The sequence below is a fragment of the Rhodococcus sp. NPDC127527 genome (assembly GCF_042672245.1).
Classification (GTDB): domain Bacteria; phylum Actinomycetota; class Actinomycetes; order Mycobacteriales; family Mycobacteriaceae; genus Rhodococcus_G.
The window spans coordinates 6,671-32,358 of record NZ_JBHXVP010000001.1 but is presented as its reverse complement, the minus strand read 5'-3'; the positions used below and the strand labels follow the sequence as shown (position 1 = coordinate 32,358).

26 protein-coding genes are annotated in these 25,688 nt (G+C 70.1%); 17 read left to right on the top strand and 9 right to left on the bottom strand.

What is annotated here, in order from left to right; all coding sequences use genetic code 11:
• Positions 1-114: 114 nt before the first annotated feature.
• From paaI to ACFVH2_RS00155, 3 genes are all read right to left on the bottom strand, one after another.
• A complete protein-coding gene (gene paaI, locus ACFVH2_RS00165; protein WP_378425772.1) occupies positions 115-516 on the bottom strand; it encodes a hydroxyphenylacetyl-CoA thioesterase PaaI in 402 nt (133 codons plus the stop codon).
• On the bottom strand, positions 513-2,543 hold the full coding sequence (gene paaZ, locus ACFVH2_RS00160) for a phenylacetic acid degradation bifunctional protein PaaZ (protein WP_378425770.1): 2,031 nt from the start codon (positions 2,541-2,543) through the stop codon (positions 513-515). The genes paaI and paaZ overlap by 4 nt, the downstream gene beginning before the upstream one ends.
• A gap of 94 nt (positions 2,544-2,637) precedes the next feature.
• Positions 2,638-3,252, bottom strand: coding sequence for a TetR/AcrR family transcriptional regulator (locus ACFVH2_RS00155; RefSeq protein WP_378425768.1), 615 nt, complete (start codon positions 3,250-3,252; stop codon positions 2,638-2,640).
• Between the two features lie 120 nt (positions 3,253-3,372).
• Here ACFVH2_RS00155 and ACFVH2_RS00150 point away from each other — a divergent pair, with 120 nt between their 5' ends.
• The 11 genes from ACFVH2_RS00150 (at position 3,373) to ACFVH2_RS00100 (ending at position 12,626) form a co-directional block, all read left to right on the top strand.
• Positions 3,373-4,113: an enoyl-CoA hydratase/isomerase family protein gene (locus ACFVH2_RS00150; protein ID WP_378425766.1), complete on the top strand. Its 741-nt coding sequence runs from the start codon at positions 3,373-3,375 to the stop codon at positions 4,111-4,113.
• On the top strand, positions 4,110-4,955 hold the full coding sequence (locus tag ACFVH2_RS00145; protein WP_378425764.1) for a 3-hydroxyacyl-CoA dehydrogenase family protein: 846 nt from the start codon (positions 4,110-4,112) through the stop codon (positions 4,953-4,955). Before ACFVH2_RS00150 ends, ACFVH2_RS00145 begins: the two co-directional genes overlap by 4 nt.
• A 25-nt stretch (positions 4,956-4,980) precedes the next feature.
• Complete coding sequence (locus ACFVH2_RS00140; RefSeq protein WP_378425762.1) at positions 4,981-5,766, top strand: enoyl-CoA hydratase/isomerase family protein; 786 nt, start codon at positions 4,981-4,983, stop codon at positions 5,764-5,766.
• A gap of 124 nt (positions 5,767-5,890) precedes the next feature.
• The gene (gene paaA, locus ACFVH2_RS00135; protein ID WP_378425760.1) at positions 5,891-6,865 is read left to right on the top strand and encodes a 1,2-phenylacetyl-CoA epoxidase subunit PaaA; all 975 of its coding nucleotides are present in this window, start codon (positions 5,891-5,893) and stop codon (positions 6,863-6,865) included.
• Complete coding sequence (gene paaB, locus ACFVH2_RS00130) at positions 6,862-7,170, top strand: 1,2-phenylacetyl-CoA epoxidase subunit PaaB (RefSeq protein WP_378425758.1); 309 nt, start codon at positions 6,862-6,864, stop codon at positions 7,168-7,170. The genes paaA and paaB overlap by 4 nt, the downstream gene beginning before the upstream one ends.
• 30 nt (positions 7,171-7,200) lie before the next feature.
• Positions 7,201-8,118: a 1,2-phenylacetyl-CoA epoxidase subunit PaaC gene (gene paaC, locus ACFVH2_RS00125; RefSeq protein ID WP_378425756.1), complete on the top strand. Its 918-nt coding sequence runs from the start codon at positions 7,201-7,203 to the stop codon at positions 8,116-8,118.
• Complete coding sequence (gene paaD / locus ACFVH2_RS00120) at positions 8,112-8,618, top strand: 1,2-phenylacetyl-CoA epoxidase subunit PaaD (protein ID WP_378425754.1); 507 nt, start codon at positions 8,112-8,114, stop codon at positions 8,616-8,618. Before paaC ends, paaD begins: the two co-directional genes overlap by 7 nt.
• A 3-nt stretch (positions 8,619-8,621) precedes the next feature.
• A complete protein-coding gene (gene paaE / locus ACFVH2_RS00115; protein ID WP_378425752.1) occupies positions 8,622-9,722 on the top strand; it encodes a 1,2-phenylacetyl-CoA epoxidase subunit PaaE in 1,101 nt (366 codons plus the stop codon).
• A 39-nt stretch (positions 9,723-9,761) separates the two neighbouring features.
• Entirely contained in the window at positions 9,762-11,057 is a 1,296-nt protein-coding gene (paaK, locus tag ACFVH2_RS00110) for a phenylacetate--CoA ligase PaaK (protein WP_378425750.1), read from the top strand.
• A 103-nt stretch (positions 11,058-11,160) separates the two neighbouring features.
• Positions 11,161-11,961, top strand: coding sequence for a crotonase/enoyl-CoA hydratase family protein (locus ACFVH2_RS00105; RefSeq protein WP_378425748.1), 801 nt, complete (start codon positions 11,161-11,163; stop codon positions 11,959-11,961).
• Between the two features lie 44 nt (positions 11,962-12,005).
• Positions 12,006-12,626: a ribonuclease H gene (locus ACFVH2_RS00100; RefSeq protein ID WP_378425746.1), complete on the top strand. Its 621-nt coding sequence runs from the start codon at positions 12,006-12,008 to the stop codon at positions 12,624-12,626.
• Between the two features lie 32 nt (positions 12,627-12,658).
• Here the strand turns inward: ACFVH2_RS00100 and ACFVH2_RS00095 are convergent, their stop codons facing one another.
• Entirely contained in the window at positions 12,659-13,555 is an 897-nt protein-coding gene (locus ACFVH2_RS00095) for an amidohydrolase family protein (protein WP_378425744.1), read from the bottom strand.
• Positions 13,556-13,616: 61 nt separating this feature from the next.
• On the opposite strand from ACFVH2_RS00095, the gene ACFVH2_RS00090 reads away from it, so the two are divergent.
• The gene (locus ACFVH2_RS00090) at positions 13,617-13,778 is read left to right on the top strand and encodes a hypothetical protein (RefSeq protein WP_378425742.1); all 162 of its coding nucleotides are present in this window, start codon (positions 13,617-13,619) and stop codon (positions 13,776-13,778) included.
• A gap of 19 nt (positions 13,779-13,797) precedes the next feature.
• Here ACFVH2_RS00090 and ACFVH2_RS00085 read toward each other — a convergent pair whose 3' ends face one another.
• Both ACFVH2_RS00085 and ACFVH2_RS00080 read right to left on the bottom strand, forming a co-directional pair.
• Positions 13,798-14,799 carry an oxidoreductase gene (locus tag ACFVH2_RS00085; RefSeq protein ID WP_378425740.1) on the bottom strand — a complete coding sequence of 334 codons (1,002 nt, stop codon included), beginning with the start codon at positions 14,797-14,799 and terminating at the stop codon, positions 13,798-13,800.
• An 8-nt stretch (positions 14,800-14,807) separates the two neighbouring features.
• Positions 14,808-18,278, bottom strand: a complete 3,471-nt coding sequence (locus ACFVH2_RS00080) for an indolepyruvate ferredoxin oxidoreductase family protein (RefSeq protein ID WP_378425738.1) — start codon at positions 18,276-18,278, stop codon at positions 14,808-14,810.
• Between the two features lie 163 nt (positions 18,279-18,441).
• Here ACFVH2_RS00080 and ACFVH2_RS00075 point away from each other — a divergent pair, with 163 nt between their 5' ends.
• The 3 genes from ACFVH2_RS00075 to ACFVH2_RS00065 are packed head-to-tail and all read left to right on the top strand — an operon-like array spanning position 18,442 to position 20,178.
• On the top strand, positions 18,442-18,954 hold the full coding sequence (locus tag ACFVH2_RS00075) for an Lrp/AsnC family transcriptional regulator (protein WP_378425954.1): 513 nt from the start codon (positions 18,442-18,444) through the stop codon (positions 18,952-18,954).
• Positions 18,944-19,201 carry a hypothetical protein gene (locus tag ACFVH2_RS00070; protein WP_378425736.1) on the top strand — a complete coding sequence of 86 codons (258 nt, stop codon included), beginning with the start codon at positions 18,944-18,946 and terminating at the stop codon, positions 19,199-19,201. The genes ACFVH2_RS00075 and ACFVH2_RS00070 overlap by 11 nt, the downstream gene beginning before the upstream one ends.
• Positions 19,202-19,248: 47 nt before the next feature.
• Positions 19,249-20,178 (top strand): DNA-3-methyladenine glycosylase family protein, encoded by a 930-nt coding sequence (locus ACFVH2_RS00065; protein WP_378425734.1) that lies wholly within the window; start codon positions 19,249-19,251, stop codon positions 20,176-20,178.
• Positions 20,179-20,184: 6 nt separating this feature from the next.
• Here ACFVH2_RS00065 and ACFVH2_RS00060 read toward each other — a convergent pair whose 3' ends face one another.
• The gene (locus ACFVH2_RS00060) at positions 20,185-20,817 is read right to left on the bottom strand and encodes a helix-turn-helix domain-containing protein (protein WP_378425732.1); all 633 of its coding nucleotides are present in this window, start codon (positions 20,815-20,817) and stop codon (positions 20,185-20,187) included.
• A 69-nt stretch (positions 20,818-20,886) separates the two neighbouring features.
• Between ACFVH2_RS00060 and ACFVH2_RS00055 the strand changes: the two genes are divergently transcribed.
• Positions 20,887-22,074 (top strand): lipase family protein, encoded by a 1,188-nt coding sequence (locus tag ACFVH2_RS00055; RefSeq protein WP_378425730.1) that lies wholly within the window; start codon positions 20,887-20,889, stop codon positions 22,072-22,074.
• A 130-nt stretch (positions 22,075-22,204) separates the two neighbouring features.
• Here ACFVH2_RS00055 and ACFVH2_RS00050 read toward each other — a convergent pair whose 3' ends face one another.
• Positions 22,205-22,948, bottom strand: coding sequence for an SDR family NAD(P)-dependent oxidoreductase (locus tag ACFVH2_RS00050; RefSeq protein ID WP_378428720.1), 744 nt, complete (start codon positions 22,946-22,948; stop codon positions 22,205-22,207).
• 25 nt (positions 22,949-22,973) lie between these two features.
• Positions 22,974-23,894: a 3-oxoacyl-ACP reductase gene (locus ACFVH2_RS00045; RefSeq protein WP_378428721.1), complete on the bottom strand. Its 921-nt coding sequence runs from the start codon at positions 23,892-23,894 to the stop codon at positions 22,974-22,976.
• Positions 23,895-24,086: 192 nt separating this feature from the next.
• Here ACFVH2_RS00045 and ACFVH2_RS00040 point away from each other — a divergent pair, with 192 nt between their 5' ends.
• Positions 24,087-25,562 (top strand): MFS transporter, encoded by a 1,476-nt coding sequence (locus ACFVH2_RS00040; RefSeq protein WP_378428723.1) that lies wholly within the window; start codon positions 24,087-24,089, stop codon positions 25,560-25,562.
• Positions 25,563-25,688 lie beyond the last annotated feature (126 nt).

Below are 25,688 nucleotides of genomic sequence, written 5' to 3'. Positions count from 1 at the left end.
CCGCCCGGGCGTCGCTAGTGCCCGCCCGGCCCCGCCTCCTTCGCTTGTTTGGCCGGCCCGCCGGCGGGCGGCTGCGCGCGCGGGGGGTGGGCCCCCCCCCCCCCCACGGGTGGGTCAGCGCTTGGCTCGGCTGCTGCCGCGGAACTCGGCTACGACGTGACCGTCCCAGGTCACGGTCACGTCGTAGATTCCGTTGCGGCCGTATCGCACTCGCTCTGTCGCGACCACGGTCAGGGTGTCGCCGAGCCGGGTCGCCCGAACGAACCGGATGTCCGCCTGCGCGCCGACCGTGGGCACGCCGTAGCCGTTGCAGGCGAGGGCGAACGCAGTGTCCGCGAGGGTGAACACGAACCCGCCGTGGGTGATTCCGTGTCCGTTGACCATCGTCGAGGTGACGGTCATGGTGGCGACCGCGCGACCCGGCGCGAGCTCGACGATCTCGATGCCCAGCGCGGCGGAGGCCAGATCGCTCGCGAACATCTCCCGGGCCAGGTCGCCCGCGGTCCCGGCGCTCATGCCGTCTTCGCGACCAGCGTCAGCACGTCGTACGTGGCGGCGACCTCGTCGTTCTGGTTCGTGACCACCGCGTCCCAGCGCACCTCGCCGTAGTCGGCGCTGGTCCGCGGGGTGATCTGCTTCGCGGTGAGTGTCACGGACAGCGCGTCGCCGGCCTTAACCGGGGTGAGGAACCGCAGCGAGTCGACGCCGAAGTTCGCCAGCACCGGACCCGGACTGGGTTCGACGAACAGGCCGGCCGCCAGCGAGACCACCAGGTAACCGTGCGCGACGATCCCACCGAACAGCGGATTCGCGGCGGCGGCCGCCGGGTCGGTGTGGGCGTAGAAGGTGTCGCCGGTGAACTCCGCGAAGTGGTCGATGTCCGCGAGGGTGACCGCGCGGGGTCCGGCCACGACGGTGTCGCCGAGTCGCAGCTCCGCCAGGCTCTTCCGGAACGGGTGCACGTCGCCGACCGGCTGCGCGGACCCGGTGACCCAGCGGTTGCCGACGGCCGTGAGGATGTCGGGGTTTGCCTGAATTGCGGTGCGCTGCATGTGATGCAGAACGCCCCGGATGCCGCCGAGCTCCTCGCCGCCGCCCGCGCGGCCGGGTCCGCCGTGCACCAGGGTGGGCAGCGGTGATCCGTGGCCGGTCGACTCCTTGGCGTCCTCGCGGTTGAGGACGAGCACCCGGCCGTGGAACGGGGCGAGGCCGAGCACCAGGGCGCGGGCAATGGCGGGGTCGCGGGTGACCACCGACGCGACGAGGCTGCCCTTGCCGCGGGCGGCGAGCGCGATCGCGTCCTCGATGCCGTCGTAGGCGATCACGGTGGACACCGGCCCGAACGCCTCTATGTCGTGCGGTTCGGTGGCGTCCGCGTTGGCACGCAAGAGGATCGGGGGAAGGAAGGCGCCGGTTGCCGCGTCCGCGCCGACCACCTCGAAGTTCTCCGGATCGCCGACGACGATCTCCGCGGACTTGGTCAGTCCGCGGAGCGCGCGCAGCACCTCGTCGCGTTGTTCGAGGCTGGCCAGCGGGCCCATCCGGACGCTGTCGTCCGCCGGGTTGCCGACGACGATCTTCGAGAGACGTTCGCGCGCAGCGGAGATGACGTCGTCGACCGCCGCGGTGGGGACCAGCGCGCGCCGGATGGCCGTGCACTTCTGGCCCGCCTTGACCGTCATCTCGGCGACGAGTTGCCTGACGTACAGCTCGAACTCCTCGGTGCCCGGCCGCACGTCCTCGCCGAGTATCGAGCAGTTCAGTGAGTCGGCTTCGACGCCGAGGTGCACGCCCTCGCCGACGACGTTGGGGTGGCTGCGCAGGGTAGCGGCGGTGTCGGCGGAACCGGTGAAGCCGACCATGTCCTGGCCGCCGAGGTGATCGAGTACCCCGCGGGCGCTCCCGCAGAGCAACTGCACGGAACCCTCCGGCAGCAGGCCGGACTCGACGATCCGGCGGAACACCAGCTCCGTGAGGTAGGCGGTCTGGCTGGCGGGTTTGACCACCGACGGCATGCCGGCCAGGAAGGCGGGCGCCAGCTTCTCGAGCATGCCCCACACCGGGAAGTTGAACGCGTTGATCTGTACCACGACGCCCTTGCGCGCGGTGTAGACGTGCTGGCCGACGAACGTGCCGCCGCGACCGAGCCGCTCCGGGGGGCCGTCGAGGTAGACGGTGTCGTTGGGCAACTCGCGCTTGCCTTTGCCTGCGTAGCTCAGCAGGGTGCCGAAGCCGCCGTCGATGTCGACCGCCGAGTCGCGGGTGGTGGCACCGGTCGCGACGGACAGGTCGTAGAACTCCTGCTTGCCGGCCATCAGCAGGAGGCCGAGTTCCTTGAGCCGGCCCGCGCGCTCGTGGAAGGTCAGCTCGGCGATCGCCGGACCGCCGACGGTGCGCGCGTAGTCGAGCATGCCGGCGACGTCGAGCCCGGTGGCCGAGATGCGCGCGACCTCGGTGCCGTCGACGGCGCTCGCGAGGGGCGTGCCCTCGTCCGGGGCGGTGTACCACTGGCCCTGGACGTAGCTCTGCAGCTTCCTGCTCATCGGATCTCCATTCCCACCGTACGTTCGGTCGGTAATTACCATCGCGCGAAGCCGCGGAGCTGTCAAGTGTCGGTGGGGTCGGGGCCTCGCCGGGTCAGGGGCGGGTGGTGCGCAGCCCGTCGAAGGTCATGGCGACGACCGCGTCGGCCAGCCGTTCGGTGGATCCGCCGCCCTGCGGGTTGTACCACTCGATCAGCGAGTTCACCGTGCCGAACAGCAGCCGGCTGGTCAGGGCGGGATCGATGTCCGGCCGCAGGTCGCCCTCCGCCTCGGCGTCCACGACCAGCTTCGCGACGAACGCGTCGAGTTCGCGTCGACGGGCCAGTGCACGCCGTTCGACGGTGGTGTTGCCGCGCACCCGCAACAGCAGCGTCACGTACGGCAGTTCGTCGACGAGCACCTCGACGCTGCGTCGCACCATGTGCTCGAGCCGGTCGATGGCGGGCCCATTGGTGGTGGGCTCTTCCTCGGTCACCGCGAACAGCGCGTCCAGGGCCCGGTCGAGGGCCAGGCGCAGCAGTTCCGTCTTGCCCGACACGTGGTGGTAGATCGACGACTTGCTGATGCCGAGCTTCTGGGAGAGCACCTCCATGCTCGTGCCGTCGTACCCGCGGTCGTTGAAGACCTTCACCGCGACGGACAGCAGCGAGTCGAGGTCGTAGCCCGGGCGTCCGGGCTGGCCGGTGCGGCGGGGGGTGCGCGTGCTCATGTCGCCATACTCTCAGGCCCCGGTGACTGCCGGTTACTCGACACGACGTGCGGACGAGGGGTTGCCAACCAACCGAAGGTTCGGTTATTAATGAAGCACCAACGGTGCAAGGAGTCCGACGTGGCAGCAGCCCCCATCACCCTGAAGGCCGACGAACAACCCGACCGGCTGGTGGTCACCCTCGACCGCCCGGCTCAACGCAACGCCATCGGTGCCGCCATGCTCGGTGAGCTGCACGAGGTCTGCGCCCGGCTCGAGCGGGCGCCCAAGCTGTTGCTGCTCACCGGTGCGGGTGGTGACTTCGCGGCCGGTGCCGACATCGCGGAGCTGCGCGCCCGTGGTCGGGAGGACGCCCTGGCCGGGCTCAACCGCAACCTCTTCGACCGCATCGCGGCGCTGCCGATGCCGACCGTCGCGGCGATCGACGGCTACGCGCTCGGCGGCGGCGCCGAGCTCGCCTACGCCTGCGACATCCGGATCGTGACACCGCGCGCGGTGTTCGGCAACCCCGAGCCGGGCCTCGGCATCATCGCGGCGGCCGGCGCCAGCTACCGGTTGCCCGGCCTGGTCGGGATGTCGGTAGCCCGGCAGGTACTGCTCGGCGGCCGACTGCTCGATGCCGACGCGGCATCGGCCTGTGGGCTCGTGATGGAGGTGGTCGAGCCGGCGGAGCTGCTCGCCGCCGCGCACCGCGTGCTCGACCGGATCGGCAGGTCCTCGCCGCTGGCCCTGCGCCTGACCAAGGCCGTGCTCGACGCGCCCGGCGCACACCCGCTCGCGGACGATCTGGCGCAGGCGGTGCTCTTCGAGAGCGCGGACAAACACGAACGCATGACCCGATTCCTGGAGAAGACGACATGACCGACCCGGCAACGGTAGGCGTGGTCGGCGGCGGCCGGATGGGTGCCGGCATCGCGCAGGTGTTCGCGACCCTGGGAGCGCAGGTCGTGATCGCCGAGACCGGTGACGTCGCGGCCGCGCACCGGCGCGTCGCGGCCGGCCTGGGCCGCGCGCACGAACGCGGAAAGCTCGACCGGGCGCCGGCGGAGATCCTCGCCCGGGTGACGACCGTCGGGGCGATCGACGAACTGCCTGCGGCGGCGGACCTCGTGGTCGAGGCGGTGCCCGAGCTGGTGCCGCTCAAGCTCGACGTGCTGGCCGCGGTGGCGAGGACGGTGCACCCGGAGACGATCATCGCCAGCAACACCAGTTCCATCTCCATCGCGGAACTCGGTGCCGCGCTGGAAGATCCGAGCCGATTCCTCGGCATGCACTTCTTCAACCCGGTGCCGGCGTCCGCGCTGGTGGAGATCGTCCGGGCGCCGGAGACCGCGCCCGAGGTCGTCGACCGGGTGCGCGGATGGGTGGCCGACCTCGGCAAGTCGGAGGTCCTGGTCAACGACTCGCCCGGATTCGCGACCAGCAGGCTCGGCGTGATGCTCGGGCTCGAGGCGATCCGCATGCTGGAGGAGGGCGTCGCGGACGCCGAGTCGATCGACCGGGCGATGGAGCTGGGCTACCGGCACCCGATGGGTCCGCTTCGGTCGACCGACCTCGTCGGTCTCGACGTGCGCCTGGCCATCGCCGAGCACTTGGCGGAGACCCTCGGGCCCCGCTTCACGCCACCGGAACTGTTGCGGCAGAAGGTGGCTCGCGGTGAACTGGGCCGCAAGACGGGTCAGGGATTCCACACCTGGTCGTAGGACCAGGTCGTCGTCAGGAGCGAAGATGAGTACCGAAGTCGTCGGATACGACCACAGTGAGGGCCTGGCCACCATCACCCTGCGGCGGCCCACGGCCGCCAATGCGCTCGACCGGGCGCTCAAGGAGCAGTTGCGGGCCGCGGTCGCCCGGGCCGCCGCCGACCCCGGGACGCGGGCAGTCCTGCTCGCGGCCGAGGGCAAGAACTTCTGCGTCGGACAGGACCTCGCAGAGCACGCCGCCGCGCTGGAGTCCGACCCCGCGCACGCGATGGACACCGTCGCCGAGCACTACAACCCGCTCGTCGCCGCGCTGGCCGCGATCGAGGTCCCGGTGGTGGTCGCGGTGAACGGGGCGTGCGTCGGTGCCGGACTCGGGATAGCGCTCGCCGGGGACGTCCGGATCGCAGGCGAGGGTGCGAAGTTCTCGACGGCCTTCACCGGAATCGGGCTGGCCAGCGACTCTGGGCTCAGCCACACGCTGGCCCGCGCGGTCGGCGTGAGCCGGGCGGCGGGACTGATGCTGCTCGGCGACCGGTTCACCGCGGCACAGGCCCTCGACTGGGGGCTGGTGCACCGGGTGGTGCCCGACGCGGATCTCGCCGAGGCGGCGATCGCGACCGCGCGCGGACTGGCGAGCGGACCGACGCGTGCCTTCCGGGAGGTCAAGGCGTTGGTCGGTGCCGACGGCTCGCTCGCCGACGCGCTCGTCGCGGAGCAGCGCGCGCAGGTGGCGCTCGGCGCCAGCGAGGATCACCGCCAGGCGGTCGCGGCGTTCCTCGGCAAGCGGCCACCGCTGTTCCGGGGGCGCTGAGTCGCAGGGCCGGTGGCGCCGAAAGCCTAGGGCGTAGCCCCGATCTTGTGTCGTGGGTCACGCTCGTGCATACTGTAATTATCGACCGATCGTTCGGTAGTAAATCGGGCGCAGCGAGGAACACATGACGACAACCGAAGCCACCGCCGACGTGCAGGCCCTGTTCGACGAGACCATCGCGAACGACCAGCGGATCGAGCCGCGCGACTGGATGCCGGACGGCTACCGCAAGACGCTCGTCCGGCAGATTGCCCAGCATGCGCATTCCGAGATCATCGGGATGCAACCCGAGGGGAACTGGCTCACCCGCGCACCGTCGCTGCGCCGCAAGGCGATCCTGATGGCCAAGGTCCAGGACGAGGCCGGTCACGGGCTGTACCTGTACTCCGCGACCGAGACGCTCGGGGTGGACCGCGAGGACCTCACCCGGAAGTTGATCGACGGCAAGCAGAAGTACTCCTCGATCTTCAACTACCCCACGCTGACCTACGCGGACGTCGGAACCATCGGGTGGCTCGTCGACGGCGCCGCCATCTGCAATCAGGTTCCGTTGTGCCGCAGTTCCTTCGGTCCCTACGCTCGAGCCATGATCCGGGTCTGCAAGGAGGAGTCGTTCCATCAGCGTCAGGGCTTCGAACTCCTCGCCACCATGATGCGCGGAACCGCCGAACAGCGAGCGATGGTGCAGGAATCGGTCGACCGGTGGTGGTGGCCGGCACTGATGATGTTCGGCCCGCCGGACGACCGGTCGCCGAACACCGCTCAGTCGATGGCCTGGGGCATCAAGCGACACACCAACGACGAACTGCGCCAGCGTTTCGTGGACATGTCCGTGCCGCAGGCACAGGCGCTCGGCGTCACCTTTCCCGACCCGGACCTGACGTGGAACGCCGACCGCGGCTCCTACGACTTCGGGCAGCCCGACTGGACCGAGTTCACGTCGGTGATCAAGGGCGGCGGCGCCACCAGCGTCGAGCGGATCGCCAATCGACGCGCCGCCCACGAGGACGGCGCCTGGGTGCGGGCCGCGGCGACCGAGTTCGCCCGGAAACAGGCTGCCTCGCAGCAGGAATCGACAACGGAGGATGCACCGCGATGACCGAGAACCACGACCACCCGGTCAAGGCGCAGTGGCCGCTGTACGAGGTGTTCCTGCGCGGCAAGCGGGGACTGAACCACGTCCACGTCGGCTCGCTGCACGCCGCCGACGACGAGATGGCCCTGCGGCACGCGCGGGACGTGTACACCCGCCGGAACGAGGGTGTGAGCATCTGGGTGGTGCGTTCGAGCGCGATCCTGGCCTCCAGCCCGGGCGAGAAGGACTCGTTCTTCGCGCCGAGCGGGGACAAGGTCTACCGCCACCCGACGTTCTACGAGATTCCCGAGAACGTCCCCCACATGTGACCGGCGATTCGTAAACCGAGGACTGACAAGATGATCGACCATGACAACGCCTACGACGGCCTGATCGAGGGCACCGGCGACGGACAGTGGGCCTTCGGCACCAGCTTCGACGACCCGTTGGCCGGCGTGGACACCACCGTGCCGGACGACGTCGACCTGCGTGCGCTCGCGGACTACTGCCTGATGCTGGGCGATGACGCCCTCGTGATGGCGCAGCGGCTCGCCCAGTGGAGCACCCGAGCCCCGGAACTCGAGGAGGAGGTCGCCCTCGCGAACATCGGTCTCGACCTGCTGGGCCAGGCCCGTCTGCTGCTCGCCCGGGCCGCCGCGGCGGACGCGTCCGTGGTGCCGGTGATCTCGCCGACCTCGCCGGTCCCGGCGGAGGACGCGCTGGCATTCTTTCGCGACGAGGCGACGTTCCGATGTGTGCGGCTGGCGGAGTTGCCGAACGGCGACTTCGCACGAACCATCGTGCGGCTGTTCGCCTTCAGCGCCTGGCGGCTGGAGATCTTCGACCGGCTGCGCGGTTCGCGGGACCCGGTGCTGGCGGCGGTCGCGGCCAAGGGGATCAAGGAACTGACCTACCACCGCGACTACGCGGCGCGGTGGGCCGTGACCCTCGGTCGCGGCACCGACGAGTCACGCCGCCGCATGGCGGATGCCCTGGATCGGGTGTGGCCCTACGTCGGTGAACTGTTCGCCACCCAGACCGCGGAGCAGGTGATGGCGGCGGTCGGCGTCGGTGTGGACCCGGCGCGGGTACGTGAGGCGTTCGACTCCGTCGTCGACCACGTTCTCCATGAAGCGGAACTCGTAGCACCACAAGGCCCGTCGGTCAGCACGGTGGGCGGCCGTTCCGGTCGCTCGGGGCTGCACAGTGAGTACCTGGGGCCACTGCTCGCCGAGATGCAGAGCGTGGCCCGGCAGCATCCGGAGGGGACGTGGTGACCACGGCGGCGGTGACTGCACGCGAGATCGCCGCGTCGGTTCTCGATCCGGAGATGCCGATGCTGACCCTCGACGATCTCGGCGTGCTGCGCGACGTGCGGGTCGACGGTGAGCGGGTCGTCGTGACCATCACGCCCACGTACTCGGGATGTCCGGCGATGGCCACCATGCGCGACGACCTCGAGCACAAGCTCGGCGACGCCGGCTACGCGGAGGTGGAGGTACGAACCAGTCTCACGCCACCGTGGAGCACCGACTGGATCAGCCCGGACGGGCGCAGAAAGCTCACCGAGAACGGATATTCGGTTCCCGGGCCCGCTCCGGTGCGGGCAGCCGGGCCGGTACCCCTGACCCTGATTCCACGCCCCCGCCGGCTCGCCTGCCCACGCTGCGGGTCGCGCAGCACCCGGCTCGACTCCGAGTTCGGCCCGACCCTGTGCAAGGCGCTCTACCGGTGCCTGGACTGCCTCGAACCGTTCGACCACGTGAAGGAGATCTGAGCCGTGACCACCGCATCGGATATCCGGCCCGCGGCCACCGCGCCGCGCAACCGCCCGTTCCACAAGCTGCGTGTCGCCGACGTCGAGAAGCTCTGTGACGACGCCGTCGCCGTGACCTTCGACGTGCCGGCGGAACTGGCCGGCGAGTACGCCTTCGGCCCGGGGCAGTCGCTGACGCTGCGCCGTCACGTCGACGGCGTCGAGCACCGCAGGAACTACTCGGTCTGCGCACCCGCGGGTGCGGCGCCCCGGGTGGGCGTGCGCGCGGTGTCCGAGGGGCTGTTCTCCAGCTGGCTGGTCAACGAGGTCCGGGTCGGCGAGGAGATCGAGGTGCAGGGTCCGACGGGGACCTTCGTCGCCGATCCCGCGGCGGGCGGTCGGCACGTCCTGGTCGCCGCCGGATCCGGGATCACCCCGATGCTCTCCATCGCGGCCTCGATGCTCGCGAATCCGGATGCGGAGGTGACCCTGCTGTACGGCAATCGGCGGACCCGATCGGTGATGTTCGCCGAGGAGATCGCCGACCTCAAGGATCGGTACGGCCCCCGGTTCGACGTGATCCACGTGCTCTCGCGCGAGCCGAGGGAGGTCGAACTGTTCAGCGGCCGCCTCGACGCGTCGCGGTTGCGGGAGATCTTCGCCGAGGTCGTCCCGGTCCCGGACGTCGACCACTTCTGGCTGTGCGGACCGTTCGGGATGGTGACCGACGCCGAGTCCGTGCTGGGGGAGCTCGGTGTCGGCCGTGACCGCATCCACCACGAGCTGTTCTACGTCGGTGACACGCCCCCGCCCCCGGACCCCCATCGCGAACCCGGCGTACAGGGCCCGAGCAGCGAGGTGACCGTGATCCTCGACGGCAGGTCCACCACCGTCACGCTGCCGCGGGATGCGACCGTCCTGGATTCCGCGGAGAAGTTCCGCTCCGACCTGCCGTTCGCCTGCAAGGGCGGGGTGTGCGGCACCTGCCGCGCCAAGGTGACCTGCGGAGACGTCGACATGCGGCGCAACTACGCACTCGAGGACTACGAGGTCGACGCCGGCTTCGTGCTCACCTGCCAGTCGTACCCGGTCAGTGACGACCTCACCGTCGACTTCGACGCCTGACCCACGCCAGATCCCGCCGACCCGAATCGGAGACAGACCATGACAGACCTCGCAGCATCGCCGAAGAGCATCGAGTTTGCTTCGCGTGACGAGATCTCCGCGTTGCAGACCGAGCGGCTGCGCTGGTCCCTGCAGCACGCCTACGACAACGTGCCGTTCTACCGGCGGTCGTTCGACGCGGCGGGCGTGCATCCCCAGGATCTCCGGGAACTCGCCGATCTCGCCAAGTTCCCCTTCACGGCGAAGGCCGACCTGCGCGACAACTACCCCTTCGGCATGTTCGCGGTGCCGATGGAGCGGGTGTCCCGGATTCACGCGTCGTCGGGAACGACCGGCAGGCCCACCGTGGTCGGCTACACCGAGAACGACCTGAACAACTGGGCGGATCTCGTCGCCCGCAGTCTGCGGGCCGGCGGGGTCCGGCCGTCGGACAAGGTGCACGTCGCGTACGGATATGGGCTGTTCACCGGCGGACTCGGTGCCCACTACGGCGCGGAACGGTTGGGCTGCACCGTGATTCCGATGTCCGGCGGCATGACCGAGCGTCAGATCCAGTTGATCGAGGACTTCGAACCGGACGCGATCATGGTCACCCCGTCGTACATGCTCACCATCGTCGACGCGATGGAGCGCAAGGGCATCGACCCGTCGAAGACCTCGCTGCGCGTCGGCGTGTTCGGCGCCGAGCCGTGGACCGAGCAGATGCGCACCGAACTCGAGCAGCACCTGAACATGGACGCCGTCGACATCTACGGACTGTCCGAGGTGATGGGTCCCGGCGTCGCGCAGGAGTGCGTGGAGACCAAGGACGGTCTGCACATCTGGGAGGACCACTTCTACCCCGAAATCATCGACCCGGTGACCGGCGAGGTGCTGCCGGACGGGGAGGAGGGCGAGTTGGTCTTCACCTCGCTGACGAAGGAGGCGCTGCCGATCATCCGGTACCGCACAAGGGATCTGACCCGCCTGCTGCCGGGCACGGCGCGGTCGATGCGGCGGATGCAGAAGATCACCGGCCGTACCGACGACATGATCATCCTGCGGGGCGTCAACCTGTTCCCGACCCAGATCGAGGAGCTGATCCTCGGTGTGCCGGAGCTGTCCCCGCAGTTCCAGTGCGTGCTGGATCGCCCGAGCAGACTGGACCGGTTGACCGTGCGCGTCGAGGCGCGTGCCGGCGCGGCGGTCGCGGCGCGGGCCGCGGCCTCGGAGTCGCTGCGGGCGCTGATCAAGAACCGGATCGGCGTGTCCGTCGATGTGGACGTGCTCGATCCCGACGGCATCGAGCGCTCGGTCGGCAAGGCGCGCAGGCTGATCGACAACCGCCCGAAGTAGTAGGCGGCTCCGCCGCAGTGGTGCGGATACGGAGCGTGGGCACTCCGTATCCGCACCACTGCGCGAAGCGCATACGCTGGGCTGCGACCGGAAGGAGCCACCCATGAGCGAGGCGATCGAGGTTCGGCGGGACGGGGACATCGTCACCTGGACACTGAACCGACCCGAGACCCGCAACGTCATCTCCGAGCCCGACATGGTCGAGGCGTTCGAGCGGGCGATCGGGGCGGTCAACGCGGACCGGACTGCCCGCGTGGTGGTGCTGACCGCGAACGGTCCCGCGTTCTCCTCGGGCGGCAACGTCAAGCACATGCGCGATCGCACGGGGATGTTCGGCGGCGCACCCGCGGACCTGCGGGACGGCTACCGGCAGGGCATCCAGCGCATCCCGAGGGCGCTGTACCACTGCGAGGTCCCGGTGATCGCAGCGGTGAACGGGCCGGCGGTCGGGGCGGGCTGCGACCTGGCGCTGATGTGCGACATGCGGGTCGCGTCGACCGCGGCGACGTTCGCGGAGAGCTTCGTCAAACTCGGCATCATCCCCGGCGACGGCGGCGCCTGGTTGCTGCCGCGGGCGGTCGGCCTGGCGCGGGCCGCGGAGATGGCGTTCACCGGCGACGCGATCGATGCGGCCACCGCACTGGACTGGGGCCTGGTGTCCCGGGTGGTCGAGCCCGCGAAGCTGCTCGAGACGGCGCACGAGCTCGCCCGCCGGGTGGCGTCGAACCCGCCGCAGGCGTTGCGGATGACCAAGAAGTTGCTCCGCGAGGGACAGCACCAGAGCCTCGAGTCGCTGCTGGAACTGTCCGCCTCCATGCAGGCCCTCGCCCATCACACCCGCGACCACCAGGAGGCGGTGGCGGCGATGCTCGAGAAGCGGACCCCGGACTTCCTCGGCGAGTAGCGCCGGTGGGCCTTTGTCGGCGTCTCACCGTAGAGTGTCCCATCGTGATCATCGTCAGCACAGACGGCTCCTGCCTGCGCAATCCCGGCGGCGCGATCGGTTGGGCGTGGGTCAATCACACCGGTCCGAGCCAGTCGGGTGGTGAACCGTCGGGAACCAATCAGGTTGCCGAGTTGCGAGCGGTGCTCGAGGCGATCAGGGCGCACCCCGGATCCGAGCCGATGGTGATCGAGTCGGACTCCCAGTACGCGATCAAGTGCGCCTCCGAATGGGTGTCCGGGTGGAAGCGCAAGGGCTGGCGGACGGCCTCCGGCGAGCCGGTCAAGAACGTCGACCTGGTCCGCGGAATCGACGAGGCGCTCGCCGAGCGGCCGGGCCCCGTGCGGTTCCGCTGGGTCCGCGGGCACGTCGGCAACCACTACAACGAGGAGGCGGACAAGCTCGCGGGCGAGGCCGCGCGGGCGGTCGCCGCGAGCGGGCCCGCGCCCGCCCCGGTGGTGTCGCCGACCGGCGCGGAGACGCCGGCCAAGACGATCTCGCGGGCCAAGAGCGTGGCGCGGGCCGCCCCGAAGGTCGGCCGGCCCGCGGTCGCGGTCCCGGCGGTCGACATGGAGCCGACGCTCTTCGAGCTACCCGCACAGGACGATTCGCTGACCCTGTTCTGACCCGCGCTCGCTCCGCTGGTCCGAGCGAACGCTCAGAGGCCGAACAGTCGAGCGGCGTTGTCGTGGCAGACACCGCGCACCCAGTCGTCGCCGAGGTCGAGCCGGGCGACCGCCTCGAGCGCGTGCGCGTACGGATACGGAATGTTCGGGAAGTCGCTCCCGAACAGGATCCGGTCCCCGGTGTCGCGGAGCGCCGGCAAGTCGGCGGGTCGCAACGGTGCGGCCTCGCCGATGAAGTCGGTGAACGCCATCGTGGTGTCCAGCAGCAGGCGGTCGTATTGCTGTGCAAGATCGAGGAATTCGGTGTACTCGGGCATCCCCATGTGCGCGATGACCAGCCGCAGCCGCGGGAATCGGGCCAGCAGGGCGGCGATGGGCGCAGGGCCGGTGAACCGTCCCGGCGCCGGTCCTGAGCCGCAATGGATGACGATCGGTGTGCCGGCGTCCTCGAGCAGGCCCCACACCCCGTCGAGGAGGGGGTCGTTCGGGTCGTAGTCGCCGACCTGGATGTGCGACTTGAACACCAGTGTCCCCGCGTCGAGGGCGGACCGGACGTAGTCGACCGCGCCCGGCTCGGGGTAGAAGGTGGAGGTGTGCAGGCAGTCAGGATTGCGCGCGGCGAACTCGATCGACCACTGGTTGAGCCAGGCGGCCATGTCGGGCTTGTGCGGGTAGATCATCGAGGTGAAGGCGCGCACGCCGTACGACCGCAGTCGGTCGAGCCGGACGTCCTCCTCGAGTCGATACCGAATCGGCCATTCGACCCCGGTGAGCGGACCGGCGGAGTCGAAGTACGACCACACCTTGTCCATGACGCGCTTGGGCATGAAGTGGGTGTGGATGTCGACGATGCCCGACAGCCCCAGCCCCTGCTGGAAGGCGACGACGGCGTCGATGTCCTCCCGCCGACTGTGTTTCTCATGGCTCACGATGTCCACATTGTCACGAGCCGTCCGGTCTGCACCATGGCGGTCGACAGATTCCCGTGCCATGGCTACCGTGACGAAGGCTCGCGAACGCGATCCGCCCGTCCAGGAAAGGTTCTCGATGATCACCAACGCGGTCAACTTCGTACTCGGCGCTGTCGGAGGAGTCTTCGCGGGTTCCAGCGGCTACCAGATCCCGCCGGGCACCCTGCCGAACGGCAGCTGACCGCGCGGGCCGAGACGGGTCAGAAGCCACCGGCGACGCGGACCACCGCGCGGCCGGTGTGCCTGCCCGCCCGCAGCTCGTCCAGCGTCGTGCGGACCTCCCGGATCGGCACCTCGCGGGTCACGGCCTCGAGGTGCCGGGGCCGCAGGTCGCCCGTGATCCGTCCCCACAGTGCGCGGCGCTCGTCGATCGGCAACTGGACCGAGTCGATGCCGAGCAGCGCCACCCCACGCAGGATGAAGGGCATCACCGTCGTGGACAGCGCGGCCCCACCGGTGAGCCCGCTGGCCGCCACCGCTCCGCCGTACTTCACGGTGCTGAGCACGTGTGCGAGCGTCGCGCCACCGACGCAGTCGACGGCCGCCGCCCACTGGGCCTTGCCGAGCGGCCGCGGCTTCGCGTCGGGATCCTCGGGCACGCGGCCGATCACGGCGGCGGCGCCCAGCGACGTCAACAATTCCGCGGCGCCGGGCTTGCCGGTCGACGCCACCACCTCGAAGCCCGCGGCCGCGAGCAGGTCGACGCTCACGCTGCCGACGCCGCCGCTGGCACCGGTCACCAGGACGGGTCCGTCGGTGGGAGCGATACCGCGGTCCAGGATCGCCTGCACGCTCATCGCGGCGGTGAACCCGGCGGTGCCCACGGTCGCGGCCTCGCGCGGCGTCAGTCCGGACAGTCGGACGACCCAGTCTGCGGGAAGCCGAGCCAGTTCCGCGTAGCCGCCGTGCCGCGCGGTACCGATCTCGTATCCGTGCGCGAGGACCAGATCGCCGGGGCGAAGCGACTCGTCCTCGGAGGCGACGACCTCGCCTGCCAGGTCGATGCCGGGAACGATCGGGTACTCGCGCACCACGCCGCCCCTCGGGGTCACGGCCAGCGCGTCCTTGTAGTTGGCGCTGGAGTAGTGGACCTTGACGGTCACCTCGCCTGGCGGCAGGGCGGCCTCGTCGAGGGTTTCCGGGCCGAGGGTGATCTCCCCGTCCTGTTCGCGGGCGACGTAGGCGGAGAAGGTGGTGGACATGGGGGTAGCTAACGCTCGATCCCCAACTCCCGCAACTTCTCCCAGTAGAGCTCCACATTGCCGAGCTTGACGTCCTCGTAGCCCCGGACGACGTCGGGCAGCGCGGCGATCGTGCTGGCGTGGTCGTAGTTGCCCGAGTCCAGTTCGTCCGCGAGCCGCAGCACGGTCGAGGTGTAGTGCGCCAGCAGCTCGCGCTCGACCTTGCGGACGTGGGCGTAGCCGAACGGGTCGAGCTTGGTTCCGCGGAGCACCTTGCCCTTGGCCAGCATCTTCAGCGCCACATGCGACTTCGGTCGGAGACCGATCTTCTTCTTTCGGCCCAGTGCCCGCAGCGCCGGCGGGTGCAGCTTGTAGGTGAGGTTCTCGCCGCCGGGTACCTGGGCGGCTACGTCCTCGAGGAAGGCAGGGTCGACCAGCATCCGCGCCACCTCGTACTCGTCCTTGTAGGCGGTGAACTTGAACAGCCCGCGGGCCACGGCCTCGCTGAACTCCGTCCGGCCGGTGACCGAGCGCTCCGCGGTCCAGATCGACTGCACGGCGTCGACGTACCGGCGCGCGACCTTCGCGTTCTGGAACTCGACCAGTTCGCCGGCGCGGAGCTCCACCAGCCGGCGGACCTCGCCGTCGAAGGTGCAGTCGGCGAGCAGGTGTGCCGGGGCGACGGCGGGGGTGCGCGTGACCCGCGAGGTGACCGCGGCGAACGCGTCCGGATCGGCGAGGGCGACCCGACCCCAGCGGAAGGCGTCGACGTTCGCGGCGACGGCGATGCCGTTGATGCCGATGGCCTCCTCGATGGCCTCGGCGGGCAGCCTCAGACCGCCGCTCTGGAAGGCCGCGCCGATCAGCAGGAAGTTCGCGGCGGCGGTGTTGCCGAACAACTCCTGGGCTGCTGCGAGGGCATCGAACGACACCATCGACCTGGAGGCCGATCCGAGTCGGTCGAGCAAGGACTGCTCGTCCGGGTAGCGAACCGACTTGTCGTAGACCATGTCGCCGGTCGGCGTCTGGCTGGTCGACGCGACCGCGACGGTGGTGGCAGCGCTGCCGTAGCCCAGGTTCTTGTTGTCGGTCGCGGTGAGCAGGTCGAACGCCACGATGCAGTCGGCGCTGCCCGGCGTCAGCCGGTTCGACGGCTCGAGCGCGCCCGGGGAGAAGCGCAGGTGCGAGACCACCGGTCCGGCCTTCTGGCTGAGGCCGATCTGGTCCAGGGACTCCACCTCGTAGCCGGCGCGCAGCGCGGCCGTGGCGAGCACCTGGTTGACGGTGACGATGCCGGTGCCGCCGATGCCCGCGAGGAAGACGTTCTGCGTCGACGTCAGCTCGCCGAGATCCGGCTCGGCCGCGAGCGGCGGCACCGGGCGCTCGGCCCTGGCGGACTTCTTCTTGCCCGGCACCACCTCGACCGTGACGAACGACGGGCAGTCGCCGTCGAGGCAGGAGTAGTCGGTGTTGCACGAGGTCTGGTCGATCCGGGTCTTGCGGCCGAACTCGGTGTCCACCGGCTGCACCGACAGGCAGTTGCTCTTGGTCCCGCAGTCGCCGCAGCCCTCGCAGACGGCCTCGTTGATGATCACCCGGGTGTTGCGGGTCGGCAGGGTGCCGCGCTTGCGCTGACGGCGGGCGTCGGCGGCGCAGTGCTGGTCGTAGATCAGCACGGTGACGCCCTCGACCTCGCGCAGCTCCTTCTGTGCCTCGTCGAGGCGGTCGCGGTGCCACAGCTTGGTGCCCTTGGCGAGCCGCCTCTTGTTGTGCCGCTTGGGGTCGTCCGCGCAGATGATGATCCGCTTGACGCCCTCGGTCGTGAGCTTGTGGGTGAGCTTCTCGACGGAGAGCGCACCCTCGGCGTCCTGGGCACCGGTCATGGCGACGACGTCGTTGTAGAGCAGCTTGTAGGTGATGTTCACCCCGGCCGCGACGCAGGCCTGTACGGCGAGCTGGCCGGAGTGGAAGAAGGTGCCGTCACCGACGTTCTGGAACAGGTGCTTGACGTCGGTGAACGGCGCCTGGCCGATCCACTGGCTGCCCTCGCCGCCCATCTGGGTCAGCCCGGTGACGGCGCTGTCCTCGCGATTCGAGATGGTGACCATGGTGTGGCAGCCGATGCCGCCGCCGCCGATCGAACCCTCGGGCAGTGCGGTGGAGCGGTTGTGCGGGCACCCGCTGCAGAAGTAGGGGGTGCGCTTGGCGGAGAGCACCTCGAGCGAGAGCTGCGGCGGCAGAGCCTTCTTCAGCTCGACGCGGTTCCCGAGTACCCGACGCAGCGGGCCGAGCAGCCGGCCCGCGGTCAGCTCGCCGTCGACGGGCATCAGCGGCCGGCCCGCGGCGTCGCGCTTGCCGAGGATCTGCGGGGTGTTCTCGGTGCCGTACAGGATCTCGCGGATCTGGGTCTCGATGAAGGCCGTCTTGTCCTCGACCACGATCAGCTGCTCGAGGCCGGCGGCGAACTCGCGGACCTTCTTCGCGCCCAGCGGGGTGGGCATGCCGATGCGCAGCAGCCGGATCCCGGCGCGGTGCAGCGCCGCCTCGTCCACGCCGAGGTCGAGCAGGCCCTGGCGCAGCGAGTCGAAGGTGGTGCCGGTGGCCGCGAAGCCGATCCTCGCTCCGGTGGGGGCGACCTCGATGACGTCGAGATCGTTGGCCTCGCCGTACGCGCGCACGATCTCCCACCGGGGTCCGTACAGGTCGGCCTCGGCGATGACGCTGTCCGTCGGCACCGCCATCGGGCGCTGCTTGTAGACGAACGGCTTACCCTCCCATTCGATCTCGGGAACGGTGATGTCGATGTCCGAGACCCGGCCGTCGACGGTCCAGGCGCCGTCGGCGACATCCGCGACGACCTTCAGCGCGACCAGACAGCCGGAGGCGCGGGACAGGGCGACGCCGTGCATGCCCATCGTGATCATCTCTTCGGCGTTGCGCGGGAACAACACCGGGATCCCCAGCGCGGCGAGGGACCGCTCGCTGACCGCGGGGACGGTGGAGGACTTGGAGGCGGGGTCGTCGCCGACGAGCAGCAGCACGCCGCCGTTGGGGTTGACCCCGTACATGTTCGCGTGCCGCAGCGCATCGGTGGCCCGGTCGACGCCGGGGCCCTTGCCGTACCAGACGCCGACGACGCCGTCGTGCGTCGCGGATCCCGCGGGCAGGTCCGCCTGGCTACCCCAGACGGCGGTCGCGGCGAGCTCCTCGTTGAAGCCGGGCACGAAGGTGATGTCGTGCTCGGCGAGCACCTGCGGCATCCCGTGCAGCATCTTGTCGACGCCGCCGAGCGGGCTGCCCTGGTAGCCGGAGACGAAGGTCGCGACCCGTCGGCCCGCGCGGATGTCGTGGACGTGCTGTTCCACGAGCTGGCGCGCGATCGCCTGGACGCCGGTCAACAGGACCGGACCCGAACCGGACCGGTAGCGGTCGTCGAGGTCGTAGGGCTGCGGCCGGTCGTAGGGCCGGGGCTGATCGTCGCGGACCACCAATTCAGTCACTGTCGCCACCGTTTCTGCGCCGCATCGTGGTGTGGATGCGGGCGATCCGTCGAGCAAGGGGTGTAGCAATAGTTCGTCTGAGTGGCCTGGCCGTCAACTACTGCAGAATCAGCTGAACGCTATGATCAATTGTGACGTGGGACACGATTCGGAGGTCGACATGGTGATCAGCATCGACAGGCTCGACGCCGCACTGCTCGGCCTGCTCACCGAGGACCCGCGGGCCCAGATCATGGACCTGGCGTCCCGGCTGGGGGTCGCGCGCAACACGGTGCAGTCGAGGATGCGCAGGCTGGAGGAGAACGGCGTCGTCGTCGGCTACCGGCCGGAGGTGGACCTGTCCTCGCTCGGTCTGCCGGTGCAGGCATTCGTCGGGGCCGAACTCGAACAGGGGCGAATCAAGGACGTCATCGAGGACCTGCGCGCGGTCCCGGAGGTGCTCGAGGTTCACACCACCACCGGGCGTGAGGACCTGCTGATTCGGATCGCCGCACCGTCCCACGAGGAACTGCTGCACGTGCTCGAGAGCATCCTCGGGCTCGAGGGCGTCGGGCACACCACGACGACCCTGGCCCTGACGACGCCGGTGAAGTACCGGACGCAGCCGCTCGTCGACCACATCACCCGCGAGGCCGGGCACGGGCGGTCCGCTGCGGCGTACCGGGGTGACGGCTGAGTCGCGGATCGGTGCATCCGGTCGCATCCGCGGGCTCCGCTCTGCGGCGTTCGCCGCCGGGGACGCGGAGGCCGCGATGGCCGACCTCGCGGACGACGTCGAGTGGGTCGTGGCCCTCACCCAGGTGACGTTGGGCGGGGAGAGTTGGGACTCCGCGGACGTCCTCACTTTCCGGGCCGGGAAGGTCGTCAAGTTCCAGAGCGCCGGCGACACCGCCAAGCTGGAGAAGGTGTTCGGCGCGCGTTAGCGGAAGCGGTCGTCCGGCCCGGTCGCGCCGGGGCATATCGTGGCGCCATGACCGTCTCTGCCGTCGCGCCCGCGGAGGCCGTGCATCGCAGCCCCCGGCCCCTGCTGCTGGGGGCGACGCTGGACCCGCTCGGCCACGGCCGGGGCGACCCGTGCCATCGCGTCACCCCGGACGGTGCACTCTGGCGGACGTCTCTGATGCCGACCGGGCCGGTGACGTATCGCCTGACCCAGGTCGACCGGAACTCCGTCGGCTGGCGGGCCTGGGGCGAGGGCGCTGCCGAGTTCGCGAGCACCCTGCCCGACCTGCTCGGCGAAGGCGATGACGCCACCGGCTTCACGCCCGAACACCCCAAGTTGGCCGAGGCGCACCGGAGGTTCCCGGGGTTGCGGATCCCGCGTACCGGCCGCGTGTTCGAGGCGCTGGTCCCCGCGGTCCTGGAACAGAAGGTCCACGGGATCGCGGCGCAGGCGTCCTGGCGCCGACTGGTGACCGCGCACGGCACGCCCGCCCCCGGGCCGGCGCCGGACGGGATGCGGGTGCCGCCGTCGGCGCAGGTGTGGCGTCGCATCCCGTCCTGGGAGTTCCACCGTGCCGGGGTGGATCCGCGTCGCGCGCGGACCATCGTGACCTGCGCGGCGGTCGCCGACCGCCTCGAGGAGGCTGCGGGGATGGACCCGCCCGACGCCCTGCGGCGGCTGCGCGCGGTCAACGGAGTCGGGGAATGGACGGCGGCGGAGGTGGCCCAGCGGGCGTTGGGTGACGCGGATGCGCTGTCGGTGGGCGACTTTCACCTCGCGGCCGTCGTGGGCTGGTCACTGCTCGGACGTCCGCTCGACGATCCCGGCATGGTCGACTACCTGAATCCGATTCGGCCGCACCGTCATCGCGCGGTCCGGCTGCTCTCGGTGAGCGGGCAGGCGGTCAAGCCGAAGTTCGGCCCGAGGACGCCGGTCACGGACCACCGGCGACACTGAGGTCCGTCAGGGCGCCTCGAGCAGGGCCAGGGCCAGGCGGACCAGTTCGGGCTCGAGTTCGTCCAGCCCCGGCGCCGCGTCGGGTTCGCGTTCCCAGGCGGCCAGCGATCCGATGACGAACCGCGTCATCAGCGCGACCCGCCGGGTCCGGTTGGCCTCGGGCAGGTGGGTCAACGCGTCGGCCATGTCGGTGAACAGGTTGTGCACCATCGAGACCGAGTCGCCCTGTGGCTGTCGTGCCAGCGCGGCGTCGTCGAGCGCGAAGACGTCGAGGCGGATCGTCGCCATCCACTGTTCGTTGAAGCGCGCCCAGTAGCTCGGCCGGTCCCTCCGAAGCTCCGCAACCAGCGGGCCGACATAGCCCTCGACCATGACCGGCAGGTCGTACTCGCCGCGGTCGCGGGCGGCGGCCAGGAACACCGCACGGTCGACGTTCACCCGGTCGGTGTGCAGCCGCCACACCTCCTCGAGTAGTCCCTCCCAGGACCCGAAGTGGTAGGTGATGGCCGAGTTGTTCTTGTGCCCGGCGGCTCGGACCACGGCGCTGGCGGGCACGCCGTGCACGCCGCGTTCGGCCACGAGGCGCTCCGCGGCCTGCACCAGACTGAGACGCGCGGTTGACAGTGTGGTTTGCGTCACGGTACTAAGAAACCCTTCTTATTCTTCCGTCGGGGCTGCCCGCTCCGGCGCACCGCCCGAGAGGCTGCCATGCGTCCATCCCGCGTTTCCGTCCGAATCATAGGCGCGTTGGCGGTCACCGCCGTCGCCGTGACCAGCTGCTCCAGCAGTGACGACCAGCCCGCCACCGCGGCCTCGCCCGTGCCGAACGGCGGCGACGTGCTCTCCTCCGCGCCACTGACGAACGCTGCCGCGCTGCCGAGCGCCGGTCGCAGCGAGCTGATCACCTACGCGTCCGAGAACGGGGAGGGCAAGCCGATCGTCGTCTCGGGCACGGTGGCGATCCCCGCGGGAGCCGCGCCCGACGGCGGCTGGCCGGTGATCAGCTGGGCTCACGGGACGACCGGTATCGCGGACACCTGCGCGCCGTCCGGGGACACCGTCGACGGTGCGGTGCACGACTACGTCGGGGGCGTCACCGCGACGCTCGACAACTGGGTGAAGAACGGCTACGTCGTGGTCCAGACCGACTACGAGGGCATGGGCACGCCCGGCGACCACACCTACCTGAACGCGACCTCGGAGTCGAATGCGGTCACCGACATCGTCCGCGCCGCAAGGTATCTCGACCCGTCGGTGGGGAGCAGGTGGTTCGTCGGCGGGCACAGTCAGGGTGGCGCGGCGGCGATCAGTGCGTCCGACCAGGCGGTGGACCGCGCCCCCGAGCTCACCCTGCTCGGTGCGATCGCGGTTGCGCCGGGCAGCGGGCTGAGCCAGACGCCCGCCTACATCAAGTCGGGGAACCCGGCGGTCGCGCCCGCCCTGGCCTTCCTGCCGCTGACCCTGATCGGTGCCGCGGCCGCCGATCCCGCGGTCAAGCCGGAGGCGATCGTCACCGAGGCGGCGGCGCCGCTGATGACGGCCGCGCGCCGTGGCTGCATCGCCGACATCCGCGCGGCGATCCCCGGGGTTCCGGTGGACAAGGTGTTCCGTCCCGATGCGGACCTCGGGCCGTGGACGAACTACCTGGCCGAGCAGGAGCCCTCGAACGCCGACCCGAAGGTGCCGTTGCTGGTCGCGCAGGGTACCGGCGACATGCTCGTCACGCCGGCTGCGACCGGTGCGCTGGTGAAGGGCCTGTGCGGCAAGGGAGCCCGCATCGACTACCGCACGTACGACGGTGCCGACCACCGCGCGAGTGTGGCCGCCTCGGTGTCGGATGCCGAGGCTTTCGCCGCGGATCTCCTGGCAGGCAAGGAAACTCCGCAGACCTGCTGATGCACTTCGTGCAGTGGTGCGGGGGGGGGGGGGGGGTGGCCGCGAGCACGCGGGGCAAAATGGGGCGGGGGGGTGGGCACCGGTTACGGAGGGCAAGCGCTCCGTAACCGCACCACTGTGGCGGAGCCGCTCAGCGCAGCTTGATGCTGCCGCCGTCCACCATCAGGGTCTGGCCGGTCATGTAGCCGGCGTCCTCGCTGGCGAGGAACACCGCGACCCGGCCGATGTCCGACTCGGGGTCGCCGAACCGGTGCAGTGGCGTCTTGGCGAGCAGCACGTCCTCGACGCCGGGGTTCGCCTCGATGTACGCCTCGACGCCCTCGGTGAGGGCGAGCGGCGAGATGATGTTGACGTTGATGTTGTCTGGTGCCCACTCGTTGGCGGCGACCCGGCTGATGGCCCGGATCGCTTCCTTCGCCGCCGCGTACGAGCCCTGGTTCACCTGGCCCTCGATGCCCGCGCCGGAGGCGAAGTTGATCACCGACCCCTGGGTGGCGGCCAGTTGCGCATGGGCGGCCTTCATCAGCCAGAACGTCGGGTAGAACCCGGTCCCGAACGACAGGTCGAGCATCGCCTGGGTGGTCTCGAGCAGGGGCGCCTGACGTGACGTGTGGGCGTTGTTGACCAGGACGTCGACCTTGCCGAACGCCTCGACCGCGGCGTCGACGATCGCGGCCGCGCTGTCCTCCTTCGAGATGTCGGCCCCCAGAAACCGTCCGGCGCCGCCGAGTTCGTCCTCGAGCGCCTTCCCTGCGTCATCGTTGATGTCGACGAACAGGACTTTGGCGCCCTCCTTGGTGAACGCCCGGACGATGCCACGCCCGATGCCGCCGGCGCCGCCCGTGACGATGGCGACCTTGTCCGCGAGTCTCATGTCGAACTCCTTCCGGTTCACCCGATCAGTCGACCGCGAGTGCGGGCTTCTCCAGCTCGGCCACGCTGTAGGCAGCGTACGTCTCGTACTGTCCCCGGCCGACGAAGTACGACGAGAGCTGTTCGTCGAGTTCCTCGACCGTGAATGCGGAACCTGCTGCGTCGAAACGGTTCTCGACCTTGGGGGAGGCCATGAGGGCCACCATCTTGCCGTACACGACGAACACCTGGCCGGTGATCTCGTGGGAGGCAGGCGACGCGAGGTAGCTCACCAGGGTGCCGACTCGCTCGGGGGCGAGCGCATCGAGAGAACCGGTGTCCTCCGCCTCGCCGAAGGCCTCGGCAGTCATCGCGGTGCGGGCACGCGGGCAGATGGCGTTGGCGGTGACGCCGTACCGGGCCAGGCCCTGCGCGGAGGACAGCGTCAGCGCGGTGATGCCCGCCTTCGCGGCCGAGTAGTTCGGCTGTCCGGCCGAACCGAAGAGGAAGGCCTCGGAGGAGGTGTTGACGATCCGTCCGTACACGGGACCGCCCGCGGCCTTGCTGGCGTTGCGCCAGTACACGGCTGCAGCGCGCGAGGTGGCGGCGTGGCCCTTGAGGTGCACGCGGATCACGTCGTCCCAGTCGGACTCGGAGAGGTTGAAGATCATCTTGTCGCGCAGGATGCCCGCGTTGTTGACGAGGATGTCGAAGGAACCGAAGTTCGAGGTGGCGGCGGCGATGAGTCGCTCGCCGAGCGTCCAGTCGGAGACGTCGCCGAGCACGGCGACGGCGCGTCCGCCGCCCGCCCGGATCTCCTCGGCCACGGCCTCCGCGGCCGGTCCCATGTCGTTGACGACGACGGCGGCGCCCGCGGCGGCGACGGCGAGCGCCTCCGACCGGCCGAGTCCGGCGCCCGCGCCGGTGATGACGGCGGTGCGGCCCGCCAAGCTCAGAGTTTCACCCATGAGGGTCTCCTTGGTGGTGGTTGGATTTCTCGGAAATTAGTATTCATTCTAATTTCCGGCAAGGGTCGGTCCCACTGTCGCGGTCTCGGTGACTGAGAGTGACGCCCGACACCCCCGCGCGATCGGAGAGGCTCCACGGAAGTGATCGACGAGGCGGTACCACGCCCCGCCCACAAGATTCGGAGCTCTTCGATGCACCACCCGCCACTCGCGAGCGGCGAGGCCGACCGCGCACCCCTGTCCAGGCGGCGTTCGTTCGTGTTGCTGGCGCTGATCATCCTGCTGGTCGAGGTCATCCCGCTGGCCTACAACTTCGTCACCCCGGCACTGCCCGAGATCGCGGGGCACTTCCGGGCCACGGCGGTCGGCTGGGTCATCACCATCGTCACGCTGGTGCTCGCGGCCACCACCCCGATCGTCGGCAAGCTCGGCGACATCTACGGCAAGAAGCGGGTGATGCTCGCCTCCGCCGCGGTCTTCGGCCTCGGATGCCTCGTCGCTGCGCTGGCCCCCAACTTCGCGGTCTTTCTCGTCGGCCGCGGACTCCAGGGCGCAGGCATGGCGATCCTGGTGCTCGCCTACGGGCTCATCCGTGACGTGTTTCCGCGCGAAATTGCGCCCGTGGCGGTGGGATTCGTGGCCACCGGGATGGGTGCCAGCACCATCCTGGGTCCGATCCTCGGTGGCTACCTCATCGACCACTTCGGCTACGCCAGCGTCTTCTGGGCGCAACTCGGGCATGTGGTCGTGGCCGGGACGCTCGTGGCGGCCTTCGTGCCCGAGTCGACCCTGCGCGGCAAGTCGCGTCTCGACCTACTCGGCGCGGTGATCCTCGGGGCAGGGGCCTTCTTGTTGCTGTACGGCATCGGCAACGCGACGACGTGGGGTGTGACCGATCTCCGCACGGCGAGCACGGTGCTCGGGGGACTGGCGGTCCTCGGCGGCTGGCTGCTCTACGAGCGTCGGCCGAGTGAGCCGCTGGTCGACCTCACCCTGCTGTTCGACCGGCCGGTGGCCAAGACCCTGACCGCAAGCGCGCTGGTGCAATTCGTCCTGGTGAGCCATTCGATGCTGATCCCGATGTTCGTCATGGCCGACGAAAAGCTCGGTCTCGGATACGGATTCGGGCGGACCGCGCTCGGCGTCGCCCTGTTCACCGTCCCGACCGGCATCGCGTCGATGATCGCGGGTCCGGTGGGCGGTCAGATCTCGCGGCGAGTCGGACCCGCCGCGGTGCTGGTGTTCGGCGGTGTCACTCTCGGCGTCGGCGCCATGCTGCTCGCGACCGTGCACGACACCGTCGCGCAGGTGATCTGCGGACAGGTGGTGATGGGCCTCGGCCTCGGTTCCGCCTCCGGCGCCCTGCCGAACCTGATCATGCGGACGGTGCCGGCGCGGTCGCAGGGCATAGCCGGCGGCATGCTCAACCTGTTCGGCTCGATGGGCAGCGCGATCGGCAGTCAGCTGATGATCGGCATCCTCGCCGTGCCCGGCGTGATGGTCGCCGCGGGCCATCGGTCCCTCTACAAGGAGACCGGCTTCGTCTACGCGTTCGCCGCCCTCGCCGTCGCCGGGGCTCTCGCCGCGGTCGTCGGGCTCTCCCTGCACGCGAGCCGGTCGAGGGAAGCGGACCGCGATCGATCCGACCTGGTCTCGTCCGGTCACTGAGATCGGTCGTCGCCGGACACCCGAGAGGGGGTTCCGCGGCAGGGGGTTGGAGGGTGCCGGGGATTATGTCAGCGCCCCCCCGGGGGGGCCCCCGGCGCGGGTGTAGCGGGGCCCGGCGGCGCCCGC